Below are 25,178 nucleotides of genomic sequence, written 5' to 3' on the forward strand. Positions count from 1 at the left end.
AATTTATAGAAGGGGCATGTCGTTGGCTACGGAAGAAAAAACAGAAAAAGCAACAGACTATAAACTCCGTAAAGCCAGAGAAAAAGGTCAAGTATCCAAGAGCATGGATGTAACATCCACAGCCAGTTTACTGGTGACGTTGATCATGGTTATGGCAATGATTTCCCATGTCGGTATCGTCGTTCTTGCAACGACATCGGACGTTTTTTTGTTGGCAGCGAATCTGGATGTGACCAGTAGTCTCGATTGGTTACTCAACAAACTTTTTAACGCCTACTTGTCGGCGTTAATGCCAGTTTTTCTCACCGCGATTATTTTTGGTGTACTCATCAACTTGCTACAAACTAAGGGCGTTTTCAGTTTTCATCCTTTAAAGCCAAATATTGGAAAGCTTAATCCTATTAAGGGACTAAAAAAACTCTTTTCGATAAAGTCGCTTTTTGAATTGGCAAAGAATATTCTTCGTTTAAGTTTTATCTCTGTTATGGCTTGGTATTTGTTTTATGACGAGGTTCTCTATATCCCAGATAATTCTGGGCTTTCAGCTTGGTTGATACTCGAAAGAACGCAGGTTTTATTTGGTAAGACTGTGGCTCTTTTTATCCTGACTATTTTACCTTTCACTTTGTTTGATTTGATTTTTCAAAATTGGTCATTTGCAAAAGAAATGCGAATGACAAAGAAAGAACTTAAAGATCAGTATAAAAGCCAAGATGGCGATCAGGAGATAAAGCAAAAAAGAAGGCAGCTCCAAAAAGAACTCGGTTCTAAAGTTGGTTCTCTCACCAATGTGTCTAATGCGGATGTGGTTATTACCAATCCAACACATATTGCTATTGCACTAAAGTATGACGAAGAAACAATGACAGCGCCGAAAGTTATTTCTAAAGGGAAAGGGCCGATAGCAGAGGCAATAAAAGAAATAGCAAGAGAACATCGTATTCATACGAAAACGAACATTCCGCTAGCCAGAGCGATTTATAGAAAAATCCGGATAGGAAGGGAGATTCCACCTGAGTTTTATGACGAGGTGTCGGAAATCTATAAGTGGTTATTGAAAAGTAAAAATGCCAATTTGTGAAGTAAGGTAGTCATTTGTTTAAGCAGTATTTTCTAAAAGATTGGCATAGTAATTTATTCATCATCGGTGTTGTACTGATCTTGATGGTGATTTTTCTGCCGATTCCGCCGTCGTTGTTGGATTTTCTTCAAATCATCAACTTCAGTGTCGCTTTGCTCATTCTTTTGCTGACATTCAGTACAGATAAGCCACTGAGCTTTTCTACATTTCCTTCCATTATATTGATTGCGACATTATTTCGGCTCGCGCTCAACATCTCTGCAACGCGACTTATTTTAGGCGAGGGTGATGCAGGGGAAGTGATAGGCGCTATTGGTGAGTTTGTTGTATCCGGCAACTATGTGATCGGGTTTATCGTTTTTATCATTCTTGTTGTTGTTCAGTATGTGGTTGTTACTAACGGTGCCCAGCGTGTGGCAGAGGTTGCTGCCAGATTTACGTTAGACAGTATGCCGGGCAAACAAATGGCCATTGATGCCGATATGAATATGGGTCTCATTGATGCGGAAGAAGCTCGGACGCGCCGCTCGAATATTGAAAGAGAAGCCAGTTTCTATGGTGCGATGGATGGTGCCACAAAGTTTGTAAAAGGTGATGCGATTGCAGGCATCATCATCATCCTGATCGACATTATCGGTGGTGTCACTATCGGCGTGATGCAACACGATCTTACGTGGGGTGAGTCTCTAACTAAGTATTCGTTGCTAACAATTGGTGATGGCATTGTCACCCAGATACCATCGCTCATCATCGCAGTTGCGACAGGTATCATCATTACGCGCGCGGCGACTGACACTGAACTTAGCCGAGAGATAGGGCGTCAAATTTCCTCTCATCCTCGCACACTGATTTTGGTCACTCTTGCGTTAATAGGCGCACTATTTTTGGATGGTCTTCCTACCATTCCAATCCTTGTTGTCGCTGTCTTCTTTGCAGTTTGTGTTTGGTGGGCAATCAGAAGCAAAGAACATGAAACCGATATTGAGATTGAAAGCGCGGAGAAAGAAGATCTTGCGGACATCATCAAAGTGTATCCACTCGAGGTGCGACTGGGTGCGTCCCTCAAATCCCTAAGCACCTCGCATCAATGGAACCTAGGAAAACGTCTGGAAGCTTTGAAAAAGGTTGTTGCTAAAGAGTTTGGTTTTATTTGTCCAGAGATCAAATTTACCGAAGATGAATTGCTGAGGACTGATGATTATGAAATCCATATTCATGGTTCTCGTGTTGGCAAAGGCACGTTAAAAACAGACAAGGTGCTGGCGATTGGCCATACCGACGTTCTTTCTCAACTTGAAGGTGAAACGACCAAAGAGCCAGCCTATGGATTACCCGCTCTTTGGATCGATAGTGCTGCGCGGGACTTGGCACAAAGTCAATCCTGTACGCTTGTTGAGCCTGAAATGGTCGTTTTCACGCATATTTCTGAAACCGTGAAGAATAACCTTCATGAAATTATTTCCCGTAAAGATATCGAGCAGATCCTTATCTCTTTGAGGCAGGACAAGATATCAATCGTGGATGAGATCGTGCCTAACTTGCTCACGATCTCGGATATTCACCGTATCTGTCGCATGCTGCTGACTGAGAAAGTCAGCATCCGTTATATGGAGCTGATCCTCGAGACACTGGCCGAGCATGCGGCTCAGGAAAACAAAGACATTGATAAGTTAGTCGAGAAGGTACGCGAGCGCTTAGCGTTGCGACTTTGTGAACGTTATCTCGATGAAAACGAACAGCTGAATGTTATCACTATGTCCCCTCAGCTGGAGGCCATGCTTAAACGTACGCTGCGTGGCGAGGCGTCAGGCGCATTCAACATAGATAGTGTACTGAAACAGCTGGTCTCTCACTGTGAAGAGATTCTTTCAAAAGGAATGGAACCCGTACTGCTATGTTCGGGAGCTATCCGTTCGCCACTTAGGAAGATCACGGAGAGAGTGGTTCCTAAACTCGCGGTGATCTCAGCTCAGGAAGTCCGTGGTGTGAAATCAGTCCAAACTATTGGAAAGCTCACGTATGAGGAGAACGCGTAGTGGAAAATGTGTCTGAAATTGTTGCTTCGTCGATCACCCGTAATTTAGATGCGTTGGAGCGAATTAGCAACAATACGCAAAACGTGACAACCGTCGGGTTTAAATCGCGGTTACATGGTCAATCATCCGAAAGTACTTCAATGGCAACATCCATCGATATGTCTCAAGGCGAGTTAAGACAGACCAACCGTTCTCTTGATTTGGCAATTAATGGTTCAGCCTGGTTTGTGCTCAAACAAGGTGACAGCCTTTACCTTAGCAGGAATGGTCAGTTCCGCCTGACGGGAAATGGGCAGGTGATTGATGGTAAAGGGCGTATTTTGCAGGGCCAAAATGGTGATGTCTTTCTTGACTCTTCCAATGTTTCAATCTCTGGCAGTGGAGAAATTTCGGACCTTAACGGCGCGCTTGATCAACTATTACTGGTGTCTCCTTCCGCCATGACAAAGGGTCAATACATCGGCGGAGAATGGCATGTTAATCCTTCTACCACATTGGACTTTGACGCTTCTAGTACGGTTCTCCAGGGATATTTAGAACAATCAAACGTTGATCCTTCAACAGAAGTTCTCGAAATGATGTCAGCGAGACGACATGTGGAAACGATGCAAAAAACAATCGTTGCTTATAACGAAACCCTCGGTAAAGCGATCTCAGAATTAGGTAAATAAGATGATTGATGCACTAGCAAATGCGGAGCTAGCGTTAAGAACGCACCAAAAGCATATCGACATGATTTCAAATAACGTGTCGAACATTAATACGCCGGGATACAAAGCAAGTACACCGGTCTTCAATAGCCTTGTTTCTGAAGGTGCTAATCCAAACGCGGCAACATCAGCGACCAGTGGAAGTGGTGTTGAAATCAGCGATGAAATCTATCGATTCGACAACGGTGAGTTTAAATTCACTGGCTCTTCGCTTGATCTCGCTATTCAAGGCAATGGCTTGCTTGAAGTCGAGCTAGATAATGGAGACTACGCCTACACGCGAGTCACTTCTCTTAGAAAACTCGAAGATGGTTCTTTGGCCACAGTGCATGGGCACAAGCTAGCAGCAGGTATTGTTGTGCCACCAGATGTCTCTGAAATTCAGATTTCGAGTGATGGCATCGTTAACGGAGTGATTCAGGGAGAACCTGAACCTCTTGAATTAGGGCAGCTTGAACTCGCTTTATTTGATTCTTATGAGTCGTTGGAAGCGAGAGACGGTGGATTGTGGTACCGCACCGAGAGTGCAGGACAGATGCAGTATCTCTTACCAAGCGAAGAAGGTGCAGGAACGATTCTTCAGGGCTTCACTGAGATGTCTAACGTGAACATGATTGAAGAAATGGTCTCCTTAATGGCAGCTCAGCGCGCTTATCAACTTAACTCGCGTGTTATTCAAACCAGTGATCAGATCCTCGAAACCATCAATAACCTAACGCGGTAAATGATAGTCACGATAAATAAAGTTGCAGTGGCTCTTTGGTTTATGTGTTTGCTCGGCGTGAGCAGTGTGCATGCAAATGAAGAAAACACGGATGCGACTCAATTCCTATCAGCACATCTGCTTTCAAAAGGCTTCACTGACTTGGTGATTGGAGCGGTCGGTAAGAAAAATGGAGAGGCGCTTCAAAAGACGCGCTACTTCGCTGTGGAATGCACTTACAAGATTAATCGCTGCAGAGTGATGGGCGAAGACTCTGAGGGAAAACGCCTCTCTTCCTGGTTCCGTGTCTACAGTCAACAGCTAGGTTGGCAAGCGAAGAAGTCCATTCGTAAACATGCGCGCATCCAACAATCTGACTTTGAGTGGGTGATGACGGATGGCTTTTTATGCGCAAATAAGCTGGCTGGCAGAGACGAGATTGACACTGGAGTGATTGCTGCTCAGCGCATAAAGAAGGGCTCAACGCTGTGTGACTTACACATATTGAAATCAGACGGTATTGCAGCTGGGGATACAGTTTCTCTCACCTCTACCACTGAAATGCTTCAATTGATGATTGAAGTAAAGGCCCTGGACTCTGGCAATGTTGGAGACACTATCAGGGTGCGAATTCCAAGCTCAGGCAACATTCTTCAGGGCAAAGTGGTGTCTTCTGAACTGGTTGAATCGGAGATCAAGTAAACATGAGAGCAATATTACTGGCTTTGGGTCTTTTGCTATGTGCTAACGCTGCCCACGCCATTGAATTTGATATTGATAGTTATACATCGACGTGGGCAGACCAAAGAGCTTCCTCTATTGGCGACATCGTCACTGTTTTGGTTCAAGAGAAAGCCAAAGCGGTTTCATCGGCTGGGATTGATGCGGACAACGCCCACAGTATTGGAATTTCAAGCAACTATAAAGGCAGCGCTTTCAATCTGGACGCGGGTTTAGATAGCCGCATGAACAACGATGCCAGCACCGCTAGAAACGGTAGCATCAGCGCTACGATCACTACCCGTGTTATTGATATCGATGACTTTGGGCTTCTGAAAATTGAGGGTACTCAGTTTGTGACTGTTAATGGCGAGGAGCAGAAGATTACGTTGAGCGGATTTGTGCGAGAAAAAGATCTATCGCCAGATAGTGCTGTTATCTCTTCCAGAATCGAATCGGCGCGCATTGAATTGAGTGGGATAGGTGAAGTGAATGACAACAGAAAGCCAGGAATTATCCGCTCTCTTTTCAGATGGTTAGGGTTTTAAATGATGAAAACCAAATTTTTATTCTTTCTGCTTACATTGCTTGTCTCGCCACTCGTCTCCGCCGCAGAATCTTATGTTCGGCTCAAGGATGTTGCCCGCGTTGAAGGGGATAGGGAAGACGCGCTCATTGGTTACGGTTTGGTTGTTGGTTTAGCTGGCAGCGGTGATTCCCGCAGAAGTAAGTCAACGATTAGAAGTATTGCTAACACACTTGAGCATTTTGGTTTAGTCGTTTCTGATAGCGACGTAAATAGCCGTAATGTTGCTGCTGTTATCGTTACTGGTACGGTGGGCAGTTTCTCTGAAAAGGGAGACAAGATTGATGTGACTGTGTCAGCGTTAGGTGATGCTAGAAGCCTCGTAGGCGGAACATTGCTAATGACGCCACTTGAAGCTGCAGATGGAAGAAACTATGCCATCGCACAAGGCCAAATATCTGTCGGTGGCTATAAGTTTGAGCAGTTTGGCAACACACAACAAAAGAATCATCCTACCGTTGGTATCGTTCCTAAAGGCGGCTCAATAGAGCGGAGTAACATGGGAACGATGATTAATGAAAATGGCAGGATTGGCATTATTCTCCGCGAACCAGACTTCAACTCCGCCATTAACATTGCCGATGCAATCCGTGCCAATGGCTTTAACGCTGAAGCAGTTCATTCTGGGAAGGTCGAGGTTGTTGTTGGTAACCAGAATTCTAGCAATGTTATACGAACCATCGCGCGTATCCAGTCTATCGATGTCCTCATCGACCAAAAAGCCGTCATAGTGGTCAATGAAAGAACAGGAACGATAGTGTCTGGCGGTGATGTGAAAGTAAATGCGATGACGGTTGCTCATGGCAATTTAGAGCTGAGTATAAAAACTCAATATAATGTTAGCCAGCCGAATAATACGATCATTGGACGAAATAATACAACTAATGGCCGAACTGTCGTGGTGCCAGATGTTGATATAAAGGTGAACGACAATAAGAAAAATATTGCCGTTAACTTTAGAAATGAAACGACCGTATTTTCTTTGGTCAAGGAATTGAGGCGTTTAGGCCTTTCTACGCGCGATATTATTGTTGTTTTACAAGCGGCTGATAAGGCGGGTGCTATTAATGCAGAGCTTGTTCTCCAATAAAAGAGGTAAGACATGGAAGTTGAGTTGATTTTAAATAAAGTATCAAAAGCATTGGACAAAATATCTGTCGAATCAAGAGTGAATGCGTATAACCTTCTTGCTCAAAGGGCCAATAAGCCTCAGTTTTCAGTTTCTTTTAATGAGAGCTTTAATTTGGAGACTCTTTCTGCTTCATCTTTGGAAGATCACGTTGTACTGAAAGAAGAAGATTATTCAATTGATGAACTGCTGCTCAATGCCATCGATCTGTCGAGCCAGCAGGGTAAATTAATTTCAGTGACCAATGCGAGATTGCAGCTGGAAAGAATGGTGATTAAAGGAAGTGCGTAATGAATGATCTCAGTACATACAACATCTTATCGACATCGTTGAGCGCAGAAGGAAACCGCCTCGAAGCTGTTGCTTTCAACTTAGCCATGATCAATGAGACTTATAGCAGCAAATCTGACGTGCCCGGTGCGAAGTATATAAAAGTACAAAATTTTCCTGATATCAAAGAGGCTGTACTTGGTGGCAGTGTAGATGCGCCATCAGCTGAGATACGGAATAATTTCAACCGTGTGGATAGCGTATTAGATGTGAGTGGCTCTGAAACAATCACTAAGTTTAAAACCGCTATAAAGCTTGAAGAACAAATGATGTTTCTCAATGAAGCAACACGCGCTTATGAAGCCAGTATTCGTTTGTTTAATTTACAGAAAGAAATGAATGGAAGGGTACTTTCTTTAGGAGGGAACTCATAATGAAAATAGACGCTATTCAGTCTGAAGTTGTTAACCTTCTTCAGATAACTAATGAAGTGCCAACAGTGAAGGTTGATGATAATAACTTTTCAGAGATGTTGAAAAGTATTGATTCTCGCATTGATAAAATGGCGAAAGGTGAGCATGTCGAACTGCATTCTCTGTTAATCGATATTGAAAAGGCAAAGTTAAATATCGAGTACACAGTCAAAATGAAAGATAGCATTATTGATGCATATAAAGAAGTAACAAGGATGCAGGTTTAGACATGGAATTTAGTAAGAATGGGAAAATCTTACTGGTAGTAGGTTTTGTTTTTATATTGGGTTTGGCTGCGTATTTAAGTGTCGCTTTCCTTAATAAAAATTATACACGAGTATTTACTGACCAAAGCTCCGAGAAATTAGCAAAAATTGTCGATAGTCTTGAGCAAGCGGGAATTGCATTTGAGTATCCAGAGGCTGGTTCGGGTATTTTGATAGAAAATAAAACACTGTCGCAGGCTCGAATTCAACTTTCAAAAGATGCTGTCTTTGATAGTGAGGTTGTGGGGCTAGAGTTTTTCTCTGAGTCACAACATGCGATGTCTGATTTCTATCAAAAAGTGAACTACCAGCGCGCACTCCAAGGAGAATTAGAACGCTCTCTCATCCTGATAGAAGGTGTTAACTCTGCTCGCGTTCACCTTGCGATTCCAAGAGAAAAGTCTTTTTCGGTTAAGAAGGCCGACATTAAGGCTGCAGTCACGATTGAACTTACCCCACAAGGAAGAGCAAATGAAGGAGACATTGTCAGCGCGGTTGTAAGCCTAGTCGCCAATGCAGTTCCAGAATTGACAGAAGAAAAAGTGTCAGTGTTGGACAGTCAGGGAAGGGCATTTACGAGTGCAGATGAAGGCATGTCTAGCGCCGGTGGAACTCGACAAAAAAGCGCAGTTGAGAGCAATGTTGAAGGCAAGATTAAGCGTCTACTTGCCCCATTTTATGGTAACGATGAGGTTGGTGTTTCCGCATGGGTTGAGGTAAACAACGATAAAGTCTCTGAACGTGCTCAAGGTTTAGATGCGTCTAAAGAACCTGCTGTTTTGAAACGCACTACTGAGACGATACAAGGTTCTAAAAGTAAATCGAAATCTACCGTGCTTAACGAAGAGTTTGGCTATCAAACACTAACGCGTGAAATCGAATATGAAAGTGGCAACATTAGTCGATTAACTGTCAGTGTATTGCTTCCGCGGAGTCATCATTTCAGTGAATCAGAGCTTATCGCACTCATCAAATCGGCTGTGGGTTTGGATGAAGCTCGAGGAGATAAGTTGTCGGTGTTGCAATATACACCTGAGACGAAATCCGACACTGCAATTTCAAACCAATCGATGGTTAATGCTGAGCAAATAGCAAACGCTGAACAAACTGAAAAGCAGGAGATCACTCCTCCGGTACAAACCGGAAATGAAGTTATCGATTGGTTTTCATCCAACGTATTTTATCTGTTTCTCGCGCTGTTAGCGTTATTAACGCTTTCTTTTGCCGCTTTTTTCTCGTATCGACAACGTACGACAGAAGAAGAAGTTAAACAGATTACGGCTGACCTGAAAGTATGGATTGAGGAGAGGAAAGTTGAGCAAAACCTTAATCTATAGTTTCTTGATGCTTAAATCTTCAGCAAAAGTTCGTGAAAAAGTACTCGCGCGTTTTAATGCAGAAGAGAAAGATCTGGTCATGAAGGAGCTTGAAGTCACACCTCTTTACTCTGCGGATCTCCTTCGATCTATGCAAAGCGCGATTGTGGAAGAAAGCAACAAACCTGCGCTTATTCACAAACTAGAGAGCAAAGCTCCCGAAGAACCACAAAACAACAGGTCAACGTTGCTTGATTGGGTCATAAACAGCACTTGGCTCAGTATCAATGATAGAGATGCTGCTTCAGAGTATCTGGATGGACTTGATAGCTTCGCGTTGAAAACCCTCACTGAATACGCAGAACTAGATAATGAATGAGTCTTCCCAAAATCAGCTCAACGTTCGTGAAGTTGACGGTGATAACATCAAAAGATTTATAGAAAAGAACTATGCTGATGCGCTCAAGCAAGCATTCAATGACCAAAAAGAAAAAGCCTACGCCAAGGCTAAAGAAGAGCTTGAGTTAGAACTGCAATCGCGTGAGGAAGCTATTGCACTGCAGCAAAAAGAGTGCAATGCATTGTCTGAATCACTGACGAAGGAAAAAAACGCGTTCATTGAAGAAAACCAGGCATTAAGTGAAGCTCTGTCGCAGTTCGCCGTATCAATCCAAACACTCAATAAAGCGATTGATGATACACACAAAGCGTGTGAAGCCGAAAAGCTGGCATTTGCTGCGATGTTGGTCAAAAAGGTATTTTCTCTTTCCTCATTACCTTCTCTTTTTGAAGATGAACTGTCGAATTTATCTCAAGAAGCTCAAGGCGAGCGTGTGGCTTTGGATCTCTCGAGAGAAGATTATGGCAATGCCGCATTAAAACGCTATTTCGAGACGTTGAATTACGTTGTCGGTGTAAACAAATCGCTTAAGGCTGGCGAGATCAACCTGAAAACACCTTCGCTTTGTTATCACTTATCTGCTGAAGAAAAAATAAAGGTGATTAAGGCAAACCTGCAGGATAGTGTCGATGCAATTTGAGCAATTGCTTTCAGAGTTGACACTTGGAGTGAGTGACACTCACCTTTCAAGTGCTTTTGGAAAAGTCACCTCTATTAAAGGCGGATACATTCAATCAACGCATCACAACTGTTCGTTTGGTGAATCAGTTCGAGTTGGCAAAGCGGATAGAAGTATTGAATGCGAAGTGATCTCGGTGGATGAGAAATATTGTCTTCTTGCCCCGCTTAGAAGTATTGACGGTTTATCTATTAATGATCCTGTTTCTTTCAGCGGAAAGCGCCCTCAACTGACATTATTGCATCAACCCTTTGGGAAAGTCCTTGATGGGTTTGGAGATGTGGTATCGGATGAAGAATCGTCATTCGGCGAGAGCCAAACATTATTTCAAGAGCCAGTATCACCCATTTATAAGGAAAGCCTTTCTGAGCAACTGACGACTGGTTCGCCGATCATCGATAACATTCTACCTTTGTGTAAAGGCCAGAAGGTTGGGGTGTTTGCGGGGTCAGGTGTGGGTAAATCTACCTTGTTGAACAAGCTCTACACCAATGTGGATGCGGATGTAAAAATCTACGTAATGATTGGTGAACGGAGCCGCGAAATCGTTGATTTTTACCAATCAGAAATGGCGTCGAAAGATCAAAACAAGAAAACCATTTTAATCGCGTCCAGTACGGAAGATTCACCCGTGCTCAAGAAACGAGCCGTATATATCGCGATGGCTTATGCTCGCCGCTTTTCTCAGGCGGGCAAATCAGTGGCTGTGGTGATTGACTCGATCACACGTTTGGCTCATGCCATGCGAGAGATTGGCATTTCTCGCGGTGAGTTACCTGTTGCGCGAGGCTACCCACCTTCCGTTTTTTCTGAGCTTTCTCGTTTAGTTGAGCTCGGGGGCAACTTCAAGAACCAAGGCAGTATTACCACCGTGATGTCCATTCTTGTTGATGGTGATGATGTCAATGAACCTATCTCTGACTACTTGAGAGGTGTATTGGATGGTCACTATGTGTTGGATCGGAAATTGGCAAACCTTGGTTACTACCCTTCTATCAATATTTTGAAGAGTCGCTCTCGCACAATGGGGGATGTATTCAATCGCACTGAGCTCGAGTTTGAGCGAAGAGTGAGAGAGATATACGGCGAATATCATGAGGTTGAGGATATTGTCAAAACGGGGATCTATCAGAAGGGTTCAAATGCGGGTATAGACGAAGTGATTGATTTGAAGAAATCGCTTGATAATGAACTCTATACCTGGCCTGGAAGCGTAAGCAAAGCGCTAAGAGAGAAAGTTGATGCCTTTACCCAGAATCATCAAGATTAAGCGCTTACAGCAGGATGTTGAGATCCAGAAAAGGATGAAATCGCAGCAATCCCTGTTAGAGAAACGTTCGAGTGTTGATGCCGAATTGAATGACCTAAAACAACACATTCCATTGCTAAGCGATATCTCGTCTGAATGCTATGCCAACCCGCGTTTACATGAGCTTTCGTTAGACCAGATTGATGAAGTCATGACGACCATCAACACGCTCGAAGCAGAGTCTAGTGATTTGGAAAAATTGATAGAAAGATCACAAGAGAGACTCAGAAGAGAGAGGGCGATTAAAGAATCTCTCAAAGAACTGGAAAGCAAGGTTGAGCAAAGCCTTCAACCTTCTGTTTCTAGCGAACAGGTTGACGAACTGGTAACGCAGCAGGCGGGGATGATTCAACATGGAAATTCATAGCGATTTTGGAACATTGGTTGAGCCAGAAAGAAGAGATGTTGCAACCAATAAAGACAATCATGACTCATTTAAGCAGTACTTAGAGCGGGAAACTGTCAGCGAACCTGAATTTACGGAAATAGAGGAATATGTATCTGATGACATTTATATTTCTCTTCTTGAACAGGATTTTTCTAAGACACTGGATGAGAAAAATATTGATGTAAACGTTGAAATTGCAACGCTGCTTAATCAAGCATTCATTCAAAGCGCTTTTGCCACTGGTCAGTACAAAACGATCTCATCTTCTGAATTTGACTCCGGCACTTTTTCACCAAATCTGGTGGGGACGAACACGCAAACGGCGGGTGTTAAAGACGGCAATATCACATGGGTAAAGAACGCATCTGCGATGTCATCAAATAGCATTCATCGATCGTTTACTGCTGGTGTTCACATTAACACTGAACGCAACGTTGAAAATGCCAGCATCAATCGTTCCGAAACTCACAGACAACAGGTTTTGCTCCCATACAGACCTATCGATGATTACGCAAAGGTATTTATCAAAGTCGTCGAGCATGGCAAGAATCTAAAAATCATGTACAGGAATTTTGAAGATGTTGAAGGGGTATCTCTGAAACAACAGCTCTTCAATTCAGATTCTTCTCTTCCACACGTTCCACTTTCATTGACAATTAATGGCAAAACGGAGGTATTCAATGGATATCCCGCCAGTAGGTAGTGCTGCAACCCAAACCAGCCAACTCAATAATGCATTGGGGCAGGATGATTTTATTGAGCTGTTTTTGACCCAGTTAAGGGCGCAAGACCCTCTTGAACCTGTTAACAACCAAGACTTTCTTGCTCAAATGGCTCAATTTTCGTTGCTCGAGTCAAACCGAGTGGCAAATGAGGAATTGGCAAGCCTCCGCTCTCTTGTTGAAGCCAATCAAGGAATAGGTTTGATTGGCAAAGTGGCAGAGACCCAATCTGCTGGTCAATTGGTTGTTGGTGAGGTGATCTCGGTTGGCTTTAACACCACAGGCACCGTCGTGTCTATGAAGGTGACAGATGCGAGTGGTGAAGAATTTTTTCTGAACGAATTGCCCGTTTCCCAGCTTACCCGCGTTTACAACGAAGAAAATTAAGGAGCGGCTATGTTTCAGTCTTTCTATAACGGCTTGTCGGGGATGAAAACAAGCTCAGAGGCTTTGGACATTGTCAGTGACAATGTGGCTAACATGCAAACGCCTGGCTTTAAGTCAAAAGAAGTCTTCTTTTCAAATGTTGAATCCGGCGACAAAGGGCTAGGAGCCCGTGTTGCATCTGAATCTGTTAAATATACTGATGGTGAGGTATCACAAACGGGCAATGTTACGGACCTCTATTTAGATGGGCGTGCAATGTTTGTTTTGAGGGATGGCACGAACCAGTATTACACGCGAGCGGGCACTTTTACCCTGAATGATGACAATGTGCTGGTGGATCGTCTCTCTGGTTATGAAGTCGCGGGTATCGACAATCGTGGTGCTATAACAGACATCAAAATTGGTGACAAAGCCGCAATTGCTGCTGTGGCGAGCACAGAAGCAACATTGACGGGAGAAATATCCACCAAAGATCCCAACGTTTCATTAGAGGGGATGGGCTATTTTGATAGCGAGGGGGAGTATAAAGAGCTTTCTACGTTTTTAGAGTACAACGCCGATGACGAAACTTGGGGTGTCAGTATTACAGATATTGACGGTAACGAAGTTGGTCAGGGAACGCTGGAATTTGATTTAGCAGGCACACTTACAGTTGGAAGCAATGAGGTTGTTGCCACGCTTGAAGGTGGGCAACTTATTACGGTGAGCTTTGGTGAACCAGGGTCCCTGACAGGACTGACACTGCGAGAAGAAAACGAAACATCAACCCTAGAACTAACAGAAATCGACGGTTCGGCAGAATCACCGTATACAGAGCTCCGTTTTGAAGATGATGGCAATGTCGTTTTGATCTATGGCAACGGTGATGAAGCGTCAATTGGCAGGGTTGCGGTAGCTAAAGTCGACAACTTTGATGATTTTAGTGTCAAAGATGGTCATCTTCTTGTTGCTGAAAAAAAACCGGAGATCACTGCAATAGGTCGAGGCGTAGACGCGAGCATTATCTCTGGCTCTCTTGAACTGTCTAATGTCGATCTGGCGGAGGAGTTCGGCGATATGATGGTTATTCAGAGAACTTATCAAGCGAGTTCTCGTGTAATGACGGTGTCCAATCAGCTTCTCGAACAACTCTACAATAGTACGGGTGGTTAATGTCTGGCACCGAAATCATTCAACTAAGTAAAAAGCGATTTGTCTCATTCATCCTAGATGAAATGGTGTGTTGTTTTCCTTCCCTTTCCAACGAGACAGTAACCATCACTGAAGGCGTGAGCAGTGAAGCATTACGGCATTTCGAAGGAAGCATCCAAATCTCTTTAGGAAACGCCATTCGGTTCGATTTTGACCGCGCAATGGTTCAGAATCTGATGAAGTATTTCTTTGGTGATACTTATCAGCAACAAAACAGAGATTTTGAGGCTTTTTTTCTAAATAAGAAAATTAAGCAATGGTTCAGTGAGTCTGGTTTAGATAAGGATAGGAAGTTAGATGAAAAATCTGACTTCAAAGAGATATATCTCAATAGCGAGGATGGGGTTATTCATGTCTCAATTAACTCGGATTTTATTGAGACTATTAATCAAAAAATAGGTTTTTCAACCTCTCGGAAACTGTCGGTAAAAGAAGTTTCTGATAGTATAAAATCAATGTTAGTAACGTTAAATATAAAAATAAACAATGTAAGTTCGACGGTTGGTGTCTTGGGTAATATTGAACCGGGAATGAAAATAAAAACCAATCAGAAACTAGAAAATGGCTTGATGATCGAGCATCGAAGCACTGTTATATCAAAAAATACCTTCGTGACACTTGAAGAAGGTGGACCATTGTTAACTCTAGGAAGTGTGGAAAGTGACTACAGAAGTTGAAAATAAACGTCTAAATACATTCTCTGATGTACCTGTTTCGTTAGAGGTTAAGATCGGCGACGTAGCGTGTACCCTTGGTGATATTATGAAGTTGTCTCCAGGGAGTGTTATTAGCACCAATGTAAAGCTGTATGAAAAGGTCGAACTATTGATGGATGGTAAAACTATTGCTAAAGGGATTCTTGTTGAAGAGGACGGTTTCTTTGCTGTCGAAGTTGCTGAAGTAATCTAATGCCTTTTAAGCCGGAGACTAATGTTTTTAGTTTTGAATATATTATACTGATTTCGATACTTATTGTTGTATTTTTTATCGCAGTATATTTCAAGAAAAAAACATCTAAAGACAATAAGATACTGAATGTTGAATCTAAAGTTGAAGTGCTAGATAAAATCTATCTTGATAACAAAACAAAACTTTTTGTTGTTAAGTGCCATGGTAATGAATTCTTTGTAGTTAGTAACGCAAATTCAGTGTCGATTAGCGAAAAAATAGATAAAAAAGAAATATAAACTTCTTTGTATAAGTTAAATTTTTATGGATATAGATCTAACGCATCCAATAGTACAGTCATTTATCTTTGTTACAGCATCAGCATTTGTCCCTTTATTGCTTGTATCTGTGACCAGTTTTACTCGGTATTTGATTGTTCTTTCACTACTTAGAACTGCATTAGGGTTACAACAAACGCCCCCAAATATAGTTGTTATTTCATTGGCACTTTTTATGAGTGTGTTTACAATGGCGCCTGTTTATATGGATATAAAGAGTGAGAGTTATGATAAATATAATGAAGGTATAGTCTCTCAGGATGTCGCTATAGATAACGGAGTATCAGCTTTTTCAGAGTACCTCACGAGTAAAACCACAGAAAAAGATTACTATTTCGTTAAAAGTCTAGGCCAGAGTGAGGACAATAGTGCTCAGAGTATTCTCCCTAATGAACTTGCTGTGCTCATACCTGCATTTATGCTGACGGAATTGAAGGCTGCGTTTCAGTTTGCTTTTATCATTTTTCTCCCATTTGTATTAATTGATTTGATCGTTGCGAGTGTGTTGATGGCGTTAGGTATGATTATGCTTCCGCCAATATCAATTTCACTTCCTGTTAAACTACTTGTTTTTGTTCTCATTGATGGTTGGACACTATTAGTGGGTAGTTTAATTAGTGGATTTTAGCTGCATTTCTTAATATGAAAGACATAACCTATTCTTCATTAGTGCTAGAAATGCTGCCGTGGTGTGAAGTCATTGCGAAAGGCTTTTTGCGTAAGCACTACTATAACAAAGAAAATGAAATTGGCGACTACGTAAATAGTGGCGTTCTTGGTCTTTTTGATGCATATAGGAATTATGACTCGAATAAAGGTGAAGTGAAACCATATTGTTTTAGATACATGTATCTTGAAATGAATAGGGTTCTTATTAGTTCAAATTCATATCAGCTAAAGAAAATCAGCTTAGGTGAGTTTGGTGAGTCATTTGGTGATTTGTCGCTACCGCACTTTCCCAGTGAGAAACTCTACTGTGGATTAGATGGTTCTTTGACAAGTCATTATGAATACTCTGATATATTGGCTGCGGAGAGTTTAATTGTTTCTCTCTGCGTAGACAGAAAGCGTGTTGTGATAGATCACTACTTTAGAGACGTAAAAATTAAGGATATCGCATTCTACATGGGCAAAGACCCGTCGAGAGTGTCTCAAATTCATCGGTTGGCTATAAAAGAGTTACAGGACAAGGCGAGTGGTAGAGAAAAGAATGGATAATGAACTCAGCTACGAAGAAATACTGCATTTGGCTGCATACGCGGTAAATAATGGTGATCTAGCAAATGCACTAACCCTATGTAAAAAAATAGATATTGAAGCAACGCCAGATCAGCGATTAAACCTCATCCATGCAGCTATTTTAAATCAACTCGGTATGCATCAAGAATCGATTGGTATCTATAATGTTGTTGTGGAAAAAGACCCTGATAATGAATTGGCTAAGTTTCAACTCGGTGTTGCTTACTTTTTCAGTAATGATATCGGTAATGCAGAAACTTACTGGCAAGGGTTGGATTATTTCGCGCATTTTGCAGAGGGTTTTTTATCGGCGAAATCAGGTGACTTTGAACAAGCAATAAAACACCTTTCGCTGTTTATAGCCAATAATGAGCAATATCCTGCTTTGAATGGGGATGCTAGCAATTTGCTAAAAGCGTTTGAAGATAAATTGGCGCGTTCAAGTACTGAGCAAGAACCTAGCAGTGTTGAAACTCTTGATACGAACGAGCGGATTGATAGCGAGCCAAGCCCGAATTCGACAGGTAGTACTGAGACAAGTCAAAAGAACGTCTCAGCGTTATTATCTATATACAAAGAGTAACTGATTTATCCTAGTTTAAGGAAAAGGTGAGCTATTAGCTGTGATGCAATAACTGATTTGTTTTCTTACTTAAAAGGCCCGTTAGTGTGATTTGATTCACACTAACGGGCCTTTTTTCATTTTCCCGCTCAGTTTTTTCCGCGTTTCTCTCCATATACCCCCGTCACCCCATTCAATGTAAAAGGAAGCACAACATGGCAGTCATCATCGGCGGCGCAGGACTTGGTCAATTTGATGTTCACGGACAAGGCAGCGTGGGGTCAGCCAGTGGGCTGTCCGTCAATGCCTTTACGGGCAATGTCGTGGCGGGCGGGGCAGACCAACGCCTCATCAGTCAAGGGTTGGACCTGTCGCTGGCGCGCACCTACAACAGYCARGGCGCCAGCGGGGAAGCATGGCGTTTCTCGTTTGAGCGTTCAGTGYTGGCGGCCGGGGATGTRCTYGAGCGTGTGACCGGGGATGGYCATCGYAGYGTGTTCCGATTGCAAGCGGATGGKTCGTACCTGTCGACCGCYGGCASCGGTGCCCATGATGTGYTGAYGCGYGACGGGGATAACTGGGTGTACACCGAAGGGTCAACGGGCCTGCGTGARGTTTACCGTGTGGGTGACGGTCAGCTTCAGTACACCGAAGACAGYGATGGCAACCGSGTRACYTAYGGGTACGAGAGCGGGGTATTGACCTCACTGGACAGCGCGGGTGGCGAGACCTTGCGTGTGGTCTATGATGACGCCGGCCGTGTGTCACGGCTCGATACCCATGTGGTGGGGGCAGACGGTGACCTGACCCACAGCCACAGCAAAGTCTATTACGGTTACGATGATGCTGGYCGCTTGTCGAGCGTGACCGTGGATTTAAGCCCTGCGGATAAAACCCTCGAAGACGGGCATGTCTTCACGACATCRTACACCTACCATGGCACCTCTTCTCTGATAGAGACMGTCTCTCAAAGTAACGGCAGTGTGGTGACACTGGCGTACCAGACGGTTGATGGGCAATCGCGTCTAAGTAACATCAATGACAACGGTCAGGTGACAGCCTTTGACTGGGACAATGCCCGTGCGAACGGGCACCAGTTGGCAGTAACCGATGCCAGCGGTGCGGTGCGCTACTACCAACACGATGCACAAGGGCGCTTGRCCTCGGTGTTGTCACCGGCGGTGGCGTATGCCGACAGCCCGGGGGCAGAGGCTGCCGCGGTGCAAGGCAGCATCACGTATACCTATGACGATGCGGATAACCTGGAAACAGTGACTGACGCCAGTGGGGCGGTGGTGCGCAATGATTATGACGATAACGGCAACCTGACCGAGGTCTATCGCAACGGGGCGTTAACCCTGTCCCATGCGTATGACAGCAACAACCAACGTATTCACAGCACCCGCTATGCGGCGGACGGCAGTGTCGACGGCATCAGCCACGCCGTGTATGACGGGCGTTTACTGCGCTTTACCGTGTCAGCGACGGGGAGTGTGACCGAGCATACGTACAACAGTGTGGGTGAGCGGGTTTCAACCCGKGTGTACACCGGCGCGGAATTTGAGACCGCCTCGTCGCCAGACCTGACCTCTGTTGAGGGTTGGGCATTGACCCAGAACAAGCAACAGAGTGTGCTCACTGATTACACCTATGCCCGCGGGGAAGTGGCGAGCCAGACCCGCTACACCCGTCTTGATGCTAACGGTCAGGGTATCGTGGTGTCGGACGTGACGGTGTCGGCGTCGACTGATGCCAGTGGGCGCAGTGTGACCGTGGGTAACACGCCTGTGGTGAGTGACCTTGGCACCGGTATTACCCTCACGGTGCTGAATGCGCAACATCAGGTGGTGTCGAGCGAGACCATCGACACGGCGAACGTGAAGTTTACCGGTACTGTTTTAGCTGAACATATTGAACAGTGGGGCGCGTTCCCAGAAGGGAGCAAAGTGGTGATAACCACGTCAGCCGGTTGGGTGACTCACCTCAGCGACAGAGCCGTGGGATCATTGAACAGCCTCGGTATTGACCATGCTGTGTTGGGCAAGGAATGGCGTGAAAATCCTGACCCAGCAGTCCTGCTTGTGGCGGTCAGCGAAGTCAAAGACGGTCAATGGTCGCTGGTTGACCAAAGTGTGCGCGCGGCTGACGAGGCACTGACCTTGTCAGTGACGGGGACCGAGCATGTGCACATGACCTACGATGCCTTCGGCAACCTGCTGGGCACCCAGACCTTGAGTGGCAACTTTGCCACCGGTGAGGTGCGAGTGCTGTCCCAGACCAGCCAAGTGGTGGACGGCCTCAACCGCGTCACCAGTGTGACGGACGCGGCGGGCAACACCGTCAGCACCCAATACCTGGACGCCAGCCGTCAGGTGTTGGTGACCCAAGAAAGCGGTCTGGTGACGGAGCGTACCTTCAGTGTGCGCGGGGAGCTGTTGACCGAAAGCCAACAGGCGACGGGCGAAGAGACCCGCACCCGCGGATTTGTGTATGACGCCCGGGGTCAGTTGGTTGCAACGACCTACCCGAACGGCAGCCTGAGCGTGCAACAGTACGATGCGGCAGGGCGTCTGTGGGTGAGTGTGTCCGCCACCGGGCAAGTGACCGAGTACCGCCGCGACAGCGAAGGGCGGGTGTTACAAGAAATCCGTTATGACAGTGCGCTGGACATGACGGCGTGGCTCGACAGCCAGAGCAACACGCTCTCGGTCACCGCCGACGATATCCTGTCTCAGGTCAGTGAGAAAACCACGCACCGCATTATCACCACCGAGTATGATGCCCGAGGCCGCCTGCACCGCGTGATAGACGGGGCAGGGCGTGTGGCCGAGACCCAGTACGACCACCAAGACCGCCAAGTGGGGGTATTGAGTTACACCGAGGGCGACAAGGCCAATGCGGTGTCAGCGACCCAGACGTATGACGCGGCGGGCAGACTGGAAAGTCAGGTTGATACTGATGGCTACCGCATTAGCTACTTGTATGATGCAGCGGGCCGCTTGGTGGAAACTAAATCATACCAACGTGCCAATGTGGCAAAGACCAGCGGCTTCGTTGACCGTGTCCAAACGTTTTATGATGCCAAAGGGCGTCAGCAATACACGGTCAATGCTCAAGGCTTTGTGACCGAGACCCGCTACTTGGACGCGGGGCGTGAAGTGGCGACGTATCGCTATGAGAAACCCGTGACCCACCGCGACGGGGGTATCACCAGTATCTTGAACAAAGCCGGCGATGCGCAGCTGCTTAGCCGTGTGCGCAACGACAAGGCAGGGCGTCTTGTCAGCAGCATCAACCAACACGGCATTGAAACCCGCTACCACTATGATGATGTCACGGGCTTGCTGCGCCAGCAAACGGCGGCTGCCAATACCGATGACAGCCGCAGCGTGTACCAGACCTACACCGGCTTTAACGCGCTTGAAGGCCAAGTGGCCCTCGCGGGCAAACAGGAATGGCAATCGCTGAATCTGACCGACCTTGTCACACAGCAAGGCCGCCAAACCACCTATAACATCATGGGCTGGACCGACACCACGACCCATCCGGCCACCGGCACCACCCACTACGCGTATGACAACGCAGGGCGCTTGCTCTCGACCACCGACGCAAAAGGCAGTACCACGTCCACCACCTACAACGCCTTCGGGGAGACCCAAACCCGGACGGCCGGGGGCGAGCTCAAAGAGGCCTTCACCTATGACAACGCCGGGCGCCTTGCCCGCACCGTGGATGGGGAAGGCATCACGACCGCGTACCACTACAACAATCAAGGCCATGTCAGCCACACGGTGCGCCAGCACGTGTCGGACGCCTATCAAGCGTTCAACACCACGGAAGGAGACGCCCGTGGTGACCTGATTGCCCGCTATGTGACCCAATACGCCTACGATGCCCGTGGCAATGTGATTGCCCAATCGGTGGCGAAAGACACCCGCGAAGGCAGCAGCCTCACCGGGGGCGATACCCTGACTGACATTGCCCCTTCTGCCAAGCTCAAGTACGTGTCCCAGTGGACGCGCAAGTACGACCATGCGGGACGCGTAACCGAAGAAAAGAATGGCGCAGGTGTTGTCTCGAAGACGTCTTACCTTTACGGAGGCCGTCAACAGGTCAATAAGATAAGTGATCATGTACAGACCCGTATTACGCTTGATGCGTTAGGACGTACCTTGACGGAGAAAGACAGCGCAGGACGCACAACGACGTATACCTATGACGACCAGCGTCGCACCATTGCCATGGTGACCCCGAGCGGAATAAGGACGGTCACAGAAAGCAACGCCCACGGGGAAACGGCCATTGTCACCGACGGGGAAGGCAACGAACGCCAATTTCATTATGACCACCGAGGTCAGGTGACCCACACCGCATTTAAAGTCGCGGGCAGCGACACGCTCGAGGTGCTCACCACCAATAGCTACGATACCCGCACCGGCCTACTAGACTTCACCGTTGACAGCGAAGGCGCCAAGACTGAATACCGCTACACAGCCAACGGTTTGCAATGGAAAGTCATTCAACACGTGGATGACATCACGCTCACCACCGAATACGGCTATGATAGCCAAAACCGTCGTATCTGGACCCTAAGCGAAGGACGTAAGACAGCGTTCAGCTACGACAGCCACAACCGCCAACTTCAGGTGACAGAAGAAAACCGTTGGCAAGAGACAGATACAGACGGCAACGTGATGCAACGTCAGCACGATGTGGCCACGACGTACCAATATGATGCCAATGGGCAGGTGCTTCGCAGCGTGGAAGGCCAGTTCATTGCCTTTGATAAGGCCGATGAGCGGGTGCTGGAAGAGCGTGTCACCGAGTACGGTTACGATGCCCAGGGCAGCATGACCCACAAGGTGGTCAAGTCTGGGGCAGACTGGGGGCAAAGCCTGAGTCAAAACCTGAATGAAAACCTGAGTGAAAATAAAAGCTACCGTACCACGGAATACCGTTACAACGGGGCTGGTCAGGTGACCGAGAAAATCACGGGCAATGGAGCGACTGCTCGGACTGTGTATGACAAACTTGGGCGTGTAGCTTATGACATCAACGGCCTGAATTACGTCACCGCTTACGCGTATGACGAGAATAACCGCGTTGAGCGCACAACCCGATATATCACGGCCATCACCTTGCCGAACACGCCACTTTCCGTGGAGAACATTACGGCCGCGTTAACCCCCTCAGCACAAGACCGCATCACCCAAACGCGCTATGACGATGAAGGGCGCGTGCACTATGAGATTGATGGGGCAGGGTATGCGATTGGTTACACCTACAACGCCAACGGGCAGGTGACCCAGACCACGCAATACCATCTGCCGACCACAGACGCGGTCTGGAGCCAGGCCTCCGCCGCCAACCGCACCACCCACAGCCTGTATGACGGCAAAGGGCAACTGCGTTTTACCGTGAGCCCGAACGGGCAGGTGAGCGAGCGCCGCTACGACGGCGAAGGACGTGTCACCCAAACCTTGCGCTACGGCGAAACCGTTAACCTCACCGCTGCCCTGACGGACACAGAGGCGCTCAGTGAGCACCTTAAAACGCAGCTTGCTAACGAGACGGTGCGCAGTGATATGACCGTCTATGACGTACTGGGCCGCAAACGCTTTACGCTCGACGGTGACGGTTACCTTGTTGAATACCAATACAACCGCCACTCAGAGGTCGCAACCAAGAAAGAGTACGTCAACAACACCGCCATCAAAAACGCCATCATTGAGGTGCGCAATGGCGACAGCGACGTCAGTGATTATGCCTTGTTCCAACAAGCCTTGTATGACCTGTCAGGGATAGAAACAGCGTCAGAAGAGCTCAAAGCAAAACTGGATGAACTCAATGCCCAGCAGGGACGTATCGATGCCCTGAGTGCGGAGTTGTCAGCGCTGGAAATCCAAATTGCGAGCACAGATGCTGAGAATGCGACGCTGGGCATTAACATCAACCAGGCCGCAGTGCGTCTGGACAATCTCTACCTCGAGATAAAAGAGGAAGCGGCGCATCAGGAAAACCTCAAAGAAGACATCGATGCACTTCGTGAGGAGATTGAAAACAAGGAAGGGACGCTGAGTGCCCAATACGCGAATGAACTGGCGGCTGCCAAATCCGCGCTGAATGCGGCAGACGTTGCCTATGACATTGCCCTGTCGAAAAAGGCACAAACACAGGAGAAAGTCAGGGCACTGCTTGGCGAGAGTGCGCTGACAGAATACTTGGCCACGGCTGGCATTGAGGATGCATTGCTATCTGAGTTGGTATCACAGAATCAGCAGGATGCCTTACAGACCCTGAAAGACACCCTCAGCACATACCTTGCGGATAATGAACAGACCCTCACGGATGCGCTGAGTAGAATGCCTCGTGATTTTAGCCCCAACGTATACAACCATTAYGGCTCTTATTCCGATTTGCTGACGCTGTTTGATGGTCGGGGGAGTTTTGTTTCCGGGTATACCGACCACTTTACGGCCACGCTTGAGTCCTTACTGGCGCCGTCCGTGTCGCCGGATTTTCTGACCAGTTACCCCACGCAACTGGGAGGCTACTTGGAGGCTGTGAATACGGCGATATCAGCAGGAGATAACGCAGTATTTAGCGGCTTGCTGCAACAAGGGCAGACCTTATTGACGGGGATGGAGGCGTTGACTGACGCGCTGCTGGCAATGCCGGAGCAACTCCTCACACCCGAAGAAGCGGCGCAGCGTTTCAATGAGAGGCACCCTGACTATGAGGCCAATCTAGCGGCATTATCCGCGGCCAAATCTGCACACCAAATGGCGTTAGAGGCAGAGCAAACCACGCGAGAGGAAGCGGAGTCGCACCTGTATGCGAACCGTTATGGCGTTCATTATGGTGGGGGCTATGCGACCGATTTTGACCCTAGCCAGAGAGTCGATATCGCTAATGAAGCCAACACCGCGATGCGGGCGCTGTATGCGTATTACTTTGATGGCACGAATGCGAACAGCGCTAATCAGCTGCAGGGTTACAACACGCATTTTGAGCAGGAGGTAACGGCTCGTCTGTCAGCTGTCGTTGACATGAGCGGTCGTGATTTGTCAGCGGAAAGACAGCAGCTTGTTGGACTGATGGCCTCAAAGGATTTGGATGATGCCCGACTCGAACAAGGGCTTGCGTTATCGCGGTCGTGGATAGAGATGTTGAGCTCGTTGGACACAGTATTGGAAACTTTGCCGCACGACTTTTTGACGCTTGAAGACGCGCAGACTCGAAGAGACAACAATGTCGGGAACACCTATACCGACAGTTACGTGTACATGAACGTGTTTTACTACACCAGTCAGTTCACGACACAGCAAGCACTGGATGCCACCTTGGCGCAGGTACGCGATGATGCTGATTATCTAAGGGGCATTGGAGCCGGTGTGCTGGACGATATTCGGGAGGTTTACCAGCATTTACAAGCGCTGGAGGAGGCAAGAGAGGCTACCGCAATCGCTCAAGCCGAGGTTGACCGCCTCGATGCCCTCATTCCTGATATCACGGTAGAGCAAGCCTACGAAAAAGCGGTCGCAACTACAGTGAACTGGAGTAAAACGTACCTATCAAAGTTACTGTCTCCAGAGCGTGTTGATGCAGAGTTTGCGTTGATTGACATTAAGCTAGCACACACACGCGCCCAGCATGTTTACGATAACGCCTTGGCTGAGAAAGAACGCACAACATTAGCAGTGCATGCTTATGCCGAGCCCAGTGTTATCACCGAGCACCTGCCACACCTGACACATTACATCACCCTCAAGAACGACCATTACG

The 25,178-nt window shown here is 46.6% G+C and carries 24 protein-coding genes; all 24 read left to right on the forward strand.

Going from position 1 to position 25,178, the window contains the following annotated elements; translation table 11 throughout:
* Positions 1 to 16 precede the first annotated feature (16 nt).
* On the forward strand, positions 17 to 1,081 hold the full coding sequence (locus tag EQP46_RS22945) for an EscU/YscU/HrcU family type III secretion system export apparatus switch protein (RefSeq protein WP_240671788.1): 1,065 nt from the start codon (positions 17 to 19) through the stop codon (positions 1,079 to 1,081).
* 14 nt (positions 1,082 to 1,095) lie between these two features.
* Complete coding sequence (locus EQP46_RS22950) at positions 1,096 to 3,117, forward strand: flagellar biosynthesis protein FlhA (protein ID WP_129495812.1); 2,022 nt, start codon at positions 1,096 to 1,098, stop codon at positions 3,115 to 3,117.
* Positions 3,117 to 3,788 (forward strand): flagellar hook-basal body complex protein, encoded by a 672-nt coding sequence (locus EQP46_RS22955; RefSeq protein WP_129495813.1) that lies wholly within the window; start codon positions 3,117 to 3,119, stop codon positions 3,786 to 3,788. Before EQP46_RS22950 ends, EQP46_RS22955 begins: the two co-directional genes overlap by 1 nt.
* A gap of 1 nt (position 3,789) precedes the next feature.
* Complete coding sequence (locus tag EQP46_RS22960) at positions 3,790 to 4,551, forward strand: flagellar hook-basal body protein (RefSeq protein WP_129495814.1); 762 nt, start codon at positions 3,790 to 3,792, stop codon at positions 4,549 to 4,551.
* Positions 4,552 to 5,232, forward strand: coding sequence for a flagellar basal body P-ring formation chaperone FlgA (flgA, locus tag EQP46_RS22965; protein ID WP_129495815.1), 681 nt, complete (start codon positions 4,552 to 4,554; stop codon positions 5,230 to 5,232). It abuts the gene before it with no gap.
* 2 nt (positions 5,233 to 5,234) lie between these two features.
* Complete coding sequence (locus EQP46_RS22970) at positions 5,235 to 5,798, forward strand: flagellar basal body L-ring protein FlgH (protein ID WP_129495816.1); 564 nt, start codon at positions 5,235 to 5,237, stop codon at positions 5,796 to 5,798.
* Positions 5,799 to 6,926: a flagellar basal body P-ring protein FlgI gene (gene flgI, locus EQP46_RS22975; RefSeq protein ID WP_129495817.1), complete on the forward strand. Its 1,128-nt coding sequence runs from the start codon at positions 5,799 to 5,801 to the stop codon at positions 6,924 to 6,926.
* 12 nt (positions 6,927 to 6,938) lie between these two features.
* Entirely contained in the window at positions 6,939 to 7,256 is a 318-nt protein-coding gene (locus EQP46_RS22980; protein WP_129495818.1) for a hypothetical protein, read from the forward strand.
* The gene (locus EQP46_RS22985) at positions 7,256 to 7,669 is read left to right on the forward strand and encodes a flagellar basal body rod protein FlgC (RefSeq protein WP_129495819.1); all 414 of its coding nucleotides are present in this window, start codon (positions 7,256 to 7,258) and stop codon (positions 7,667 to 7,669) included. Before EQP46_RS22980 ends, EQP46_RS22985 begins: the two co-directional genes overlap by 1 nt.
* Positions 7,669 to 7,935 (forward strand): flagellar hook-basal body complex protein FliE, encoded by a 267-nt coding sequence (fliE, locus tag EQP46_RS22990; protein WP_194956914.1) that lies wholly within the window; start codon positions 7,669 to 7,671, stop codon positions 7,933 to 7,935. The genes EQP46_RS22985 and fliE overlap by 1 nt, the downstream gene beginning before the upstream one ends.
* Positions 7,936 to 7,937: 2 nt before the next feature.
* Positions 7,938 to 9,311, forward strand: coding sequence for a flagellar basal-body MS-ring/collar protein FliF (fliF, locus tag EQP46_RS22995; RefSeq protein WP_129495821.1), 1,374 nt, complete (start codon positions 7,938 to 7,940; stop codon positions 9,309 to 9,311).
* The gene (locus tag EQP46_RS23000) at positions 9,289 to 9,669 is read left to right on the forward strand and encodes a hypothetical protein (protein ID WP_129495822.1); all 381 of its coding nucleotides are present in this window, start codon (positions 9,289 to 9,291) and stop codon (positions 9,667 to 9,669) included. The genes fliF and EQP46_RS23000 overlap by 23 nt, the downstream gene beginning before the upstream one ends.
* Positions 9,662 to 10,330 carry a hypothetical protein gene (locus EQP46_RS23005; protein WP_129495823.1) on the forward strand — a complete coding sequence of 223 codons (669 nt, stop codon included), beginning with the start codon at positions 9,662 to 9,664 and terminating at the stop codon, positions 10,328 to 10,330. The genes EQP46_RS23000 and EQP46_RS23005 overlap by 8 nt, the downstream gene beginning before the upstream one ends.
* Positions 10,320 to 11,639 (forward strand): FliI/YscN family ATPase, encoded by a 1,320-nt coding sequence (locus EQP46_RS23010; RefSeq protein ID WP_129495824.1) that lies wholly within the window; start codon positions 10,320 to 10,322, stop codon positions 11,637 to 11,639. Before EQP46_RS23005 ends, EQP46_RS23010 begins: the two co-directional genes overlap by 11 nt.
* Positions 11,611 to 12,045 carry a hypothetical protein gene (locus EQP46_RS23015; RefSeq protein WP_129495825.1) on the forward strand — a complete coding sequence of 145 codons (435 nt, stop codon included), beginning with the start codon at positions 11,611 to 11,613 and terminating at the stop codon, positions 12,043 to 12,045. The genes EQP46_RS23010 and EQP46_RS23015 overlap by 29 nt, the downstream gene beginning before the upstream one ends.
* Complete coding sequence (locus tag EQP46_RS23020; RefSeq protein ID WP_129495826.1) at positions 12,032 to 12,769, forward strand: hypothetical protein; 738 nt, start codon at positions 12,032 to 12,034, stop codon at positions 12,767 to 12,769. Before EQP46_RS23015 ends, EQP46_RS23020 begins: the two co-directional genes overlap by 14 nt.
* A complete protein-coding gene (locus tag EQP46_RS23025; protein WP_017012261.1) occupies positions 12,747 to 13,175 on the forward strand; it encodes a flagellar hook assembly protein FlgD in 429 nt (142 codons plus the stop codon). The genes EQP46_RS23020 and EQP46_RS23025 overlap by 23 nt, the downstream gene beginning before the upstream one ends.
* 9 nt (positions 13,176 to 13,184) lie before the next feature.
* Entirely contained in the window at positions 13,185 to 14,327 is a 1,143-nt protein-coding gene (locus tag EQP46_RS23030; protein ID WP_129495827.1) for a flagellar hook-basal body complex protein, read from the forward strand.
* On the forward strand, positions 14,327 to 15,043 hold the full coding sequence (locus tag EQP46_RS23035) for a hypothetical protein (RefSeq protein ID WP_129495828.1): 717 nt from the start codon (positions 14,327 to 14,329) through the stop codon (positions 15,041 to 15,043). The genes EQP46_RS23030 and EQP46_RS23035 overlap by 1 nt, the downstream gene beginning before the upstream one ends.
* Positions 15,027 to 15,275: a FliM/FliN family flagellar motor switch protein gene (locus EQP46_RS23040; RefSeq protein ID WP_017012258.1), complete on the forward strand. Its 249-nt coding sequence runs from the start codon at positions 15,027 to 15,029 to the stop codon at positions 15,273 to 15,275. Before EQP46_RS23035 ends, EQP46_RS23040 begins: the two co-directional genes overlap by 17 nt.
* A gap of 303 nt (positions 15,276 to 15,578) precedes the next feature.
* The gene (locus tag EQP46_RS23045) at positions 15,579 to 16,220 is read left to right on the forward strand and encodes a flagellar type III secretion system pore protein FliP (protein WP_129495829.1); all 642 of its coding nucleotides are present in this window, start codon (positions 15,579 to 15,581) and stop codon (positions 16,218 to 16,220) included.
* Positions 16,221 to 16,234: 14 nt separating this feature from the next.
* Positions 16,235 to 16,810, forward strand: a complete 576-nt coding sequence (locus EQP46_RS23050; protein ID WP_129495830.1) for a sigma-70 RNA polymerase sigma factor region 4 domain-containing protein — start codon at positions 16,235 to 16,237, stop codon at positions 16,808 to 16,810.
* Positions 16,803 to 17,414, forward strand: coding sequence for a tetratricopeptide repeat protein (locus EQP46_RS23055; RefSeq protein WP_129495831.1), 612 nt, complete (start codon positions 16,803 to 16,805; stop codon positions 17,412 to 17,414). Before EQP46_RS23050 ends, EQP46_RS23055 begins: the two co-directional genes overlap by 8 nt.
* A 194-nt stretch (positions 17,415 to 17,608) precedes the next feature.
* On the forward strand, positions 17,609 to 25,178 hold a 7,570-nt coding region (locus EQP46_RS23060; protein ID WP_161972888.1), incomplete at its 3' end, for a DUF6531 domain-containing protein.

The sequence above is a fragment of the Enterovibrio baiacu genome, from assembly GCF_004120195.1.
Taxonomy (GTDB): Bacteria; Pseudomonadota; Gammaproteobacteria; order Enterobacterales; family Vibrionaceae; genus Enterovibrio; species Enterovibrio baiacui.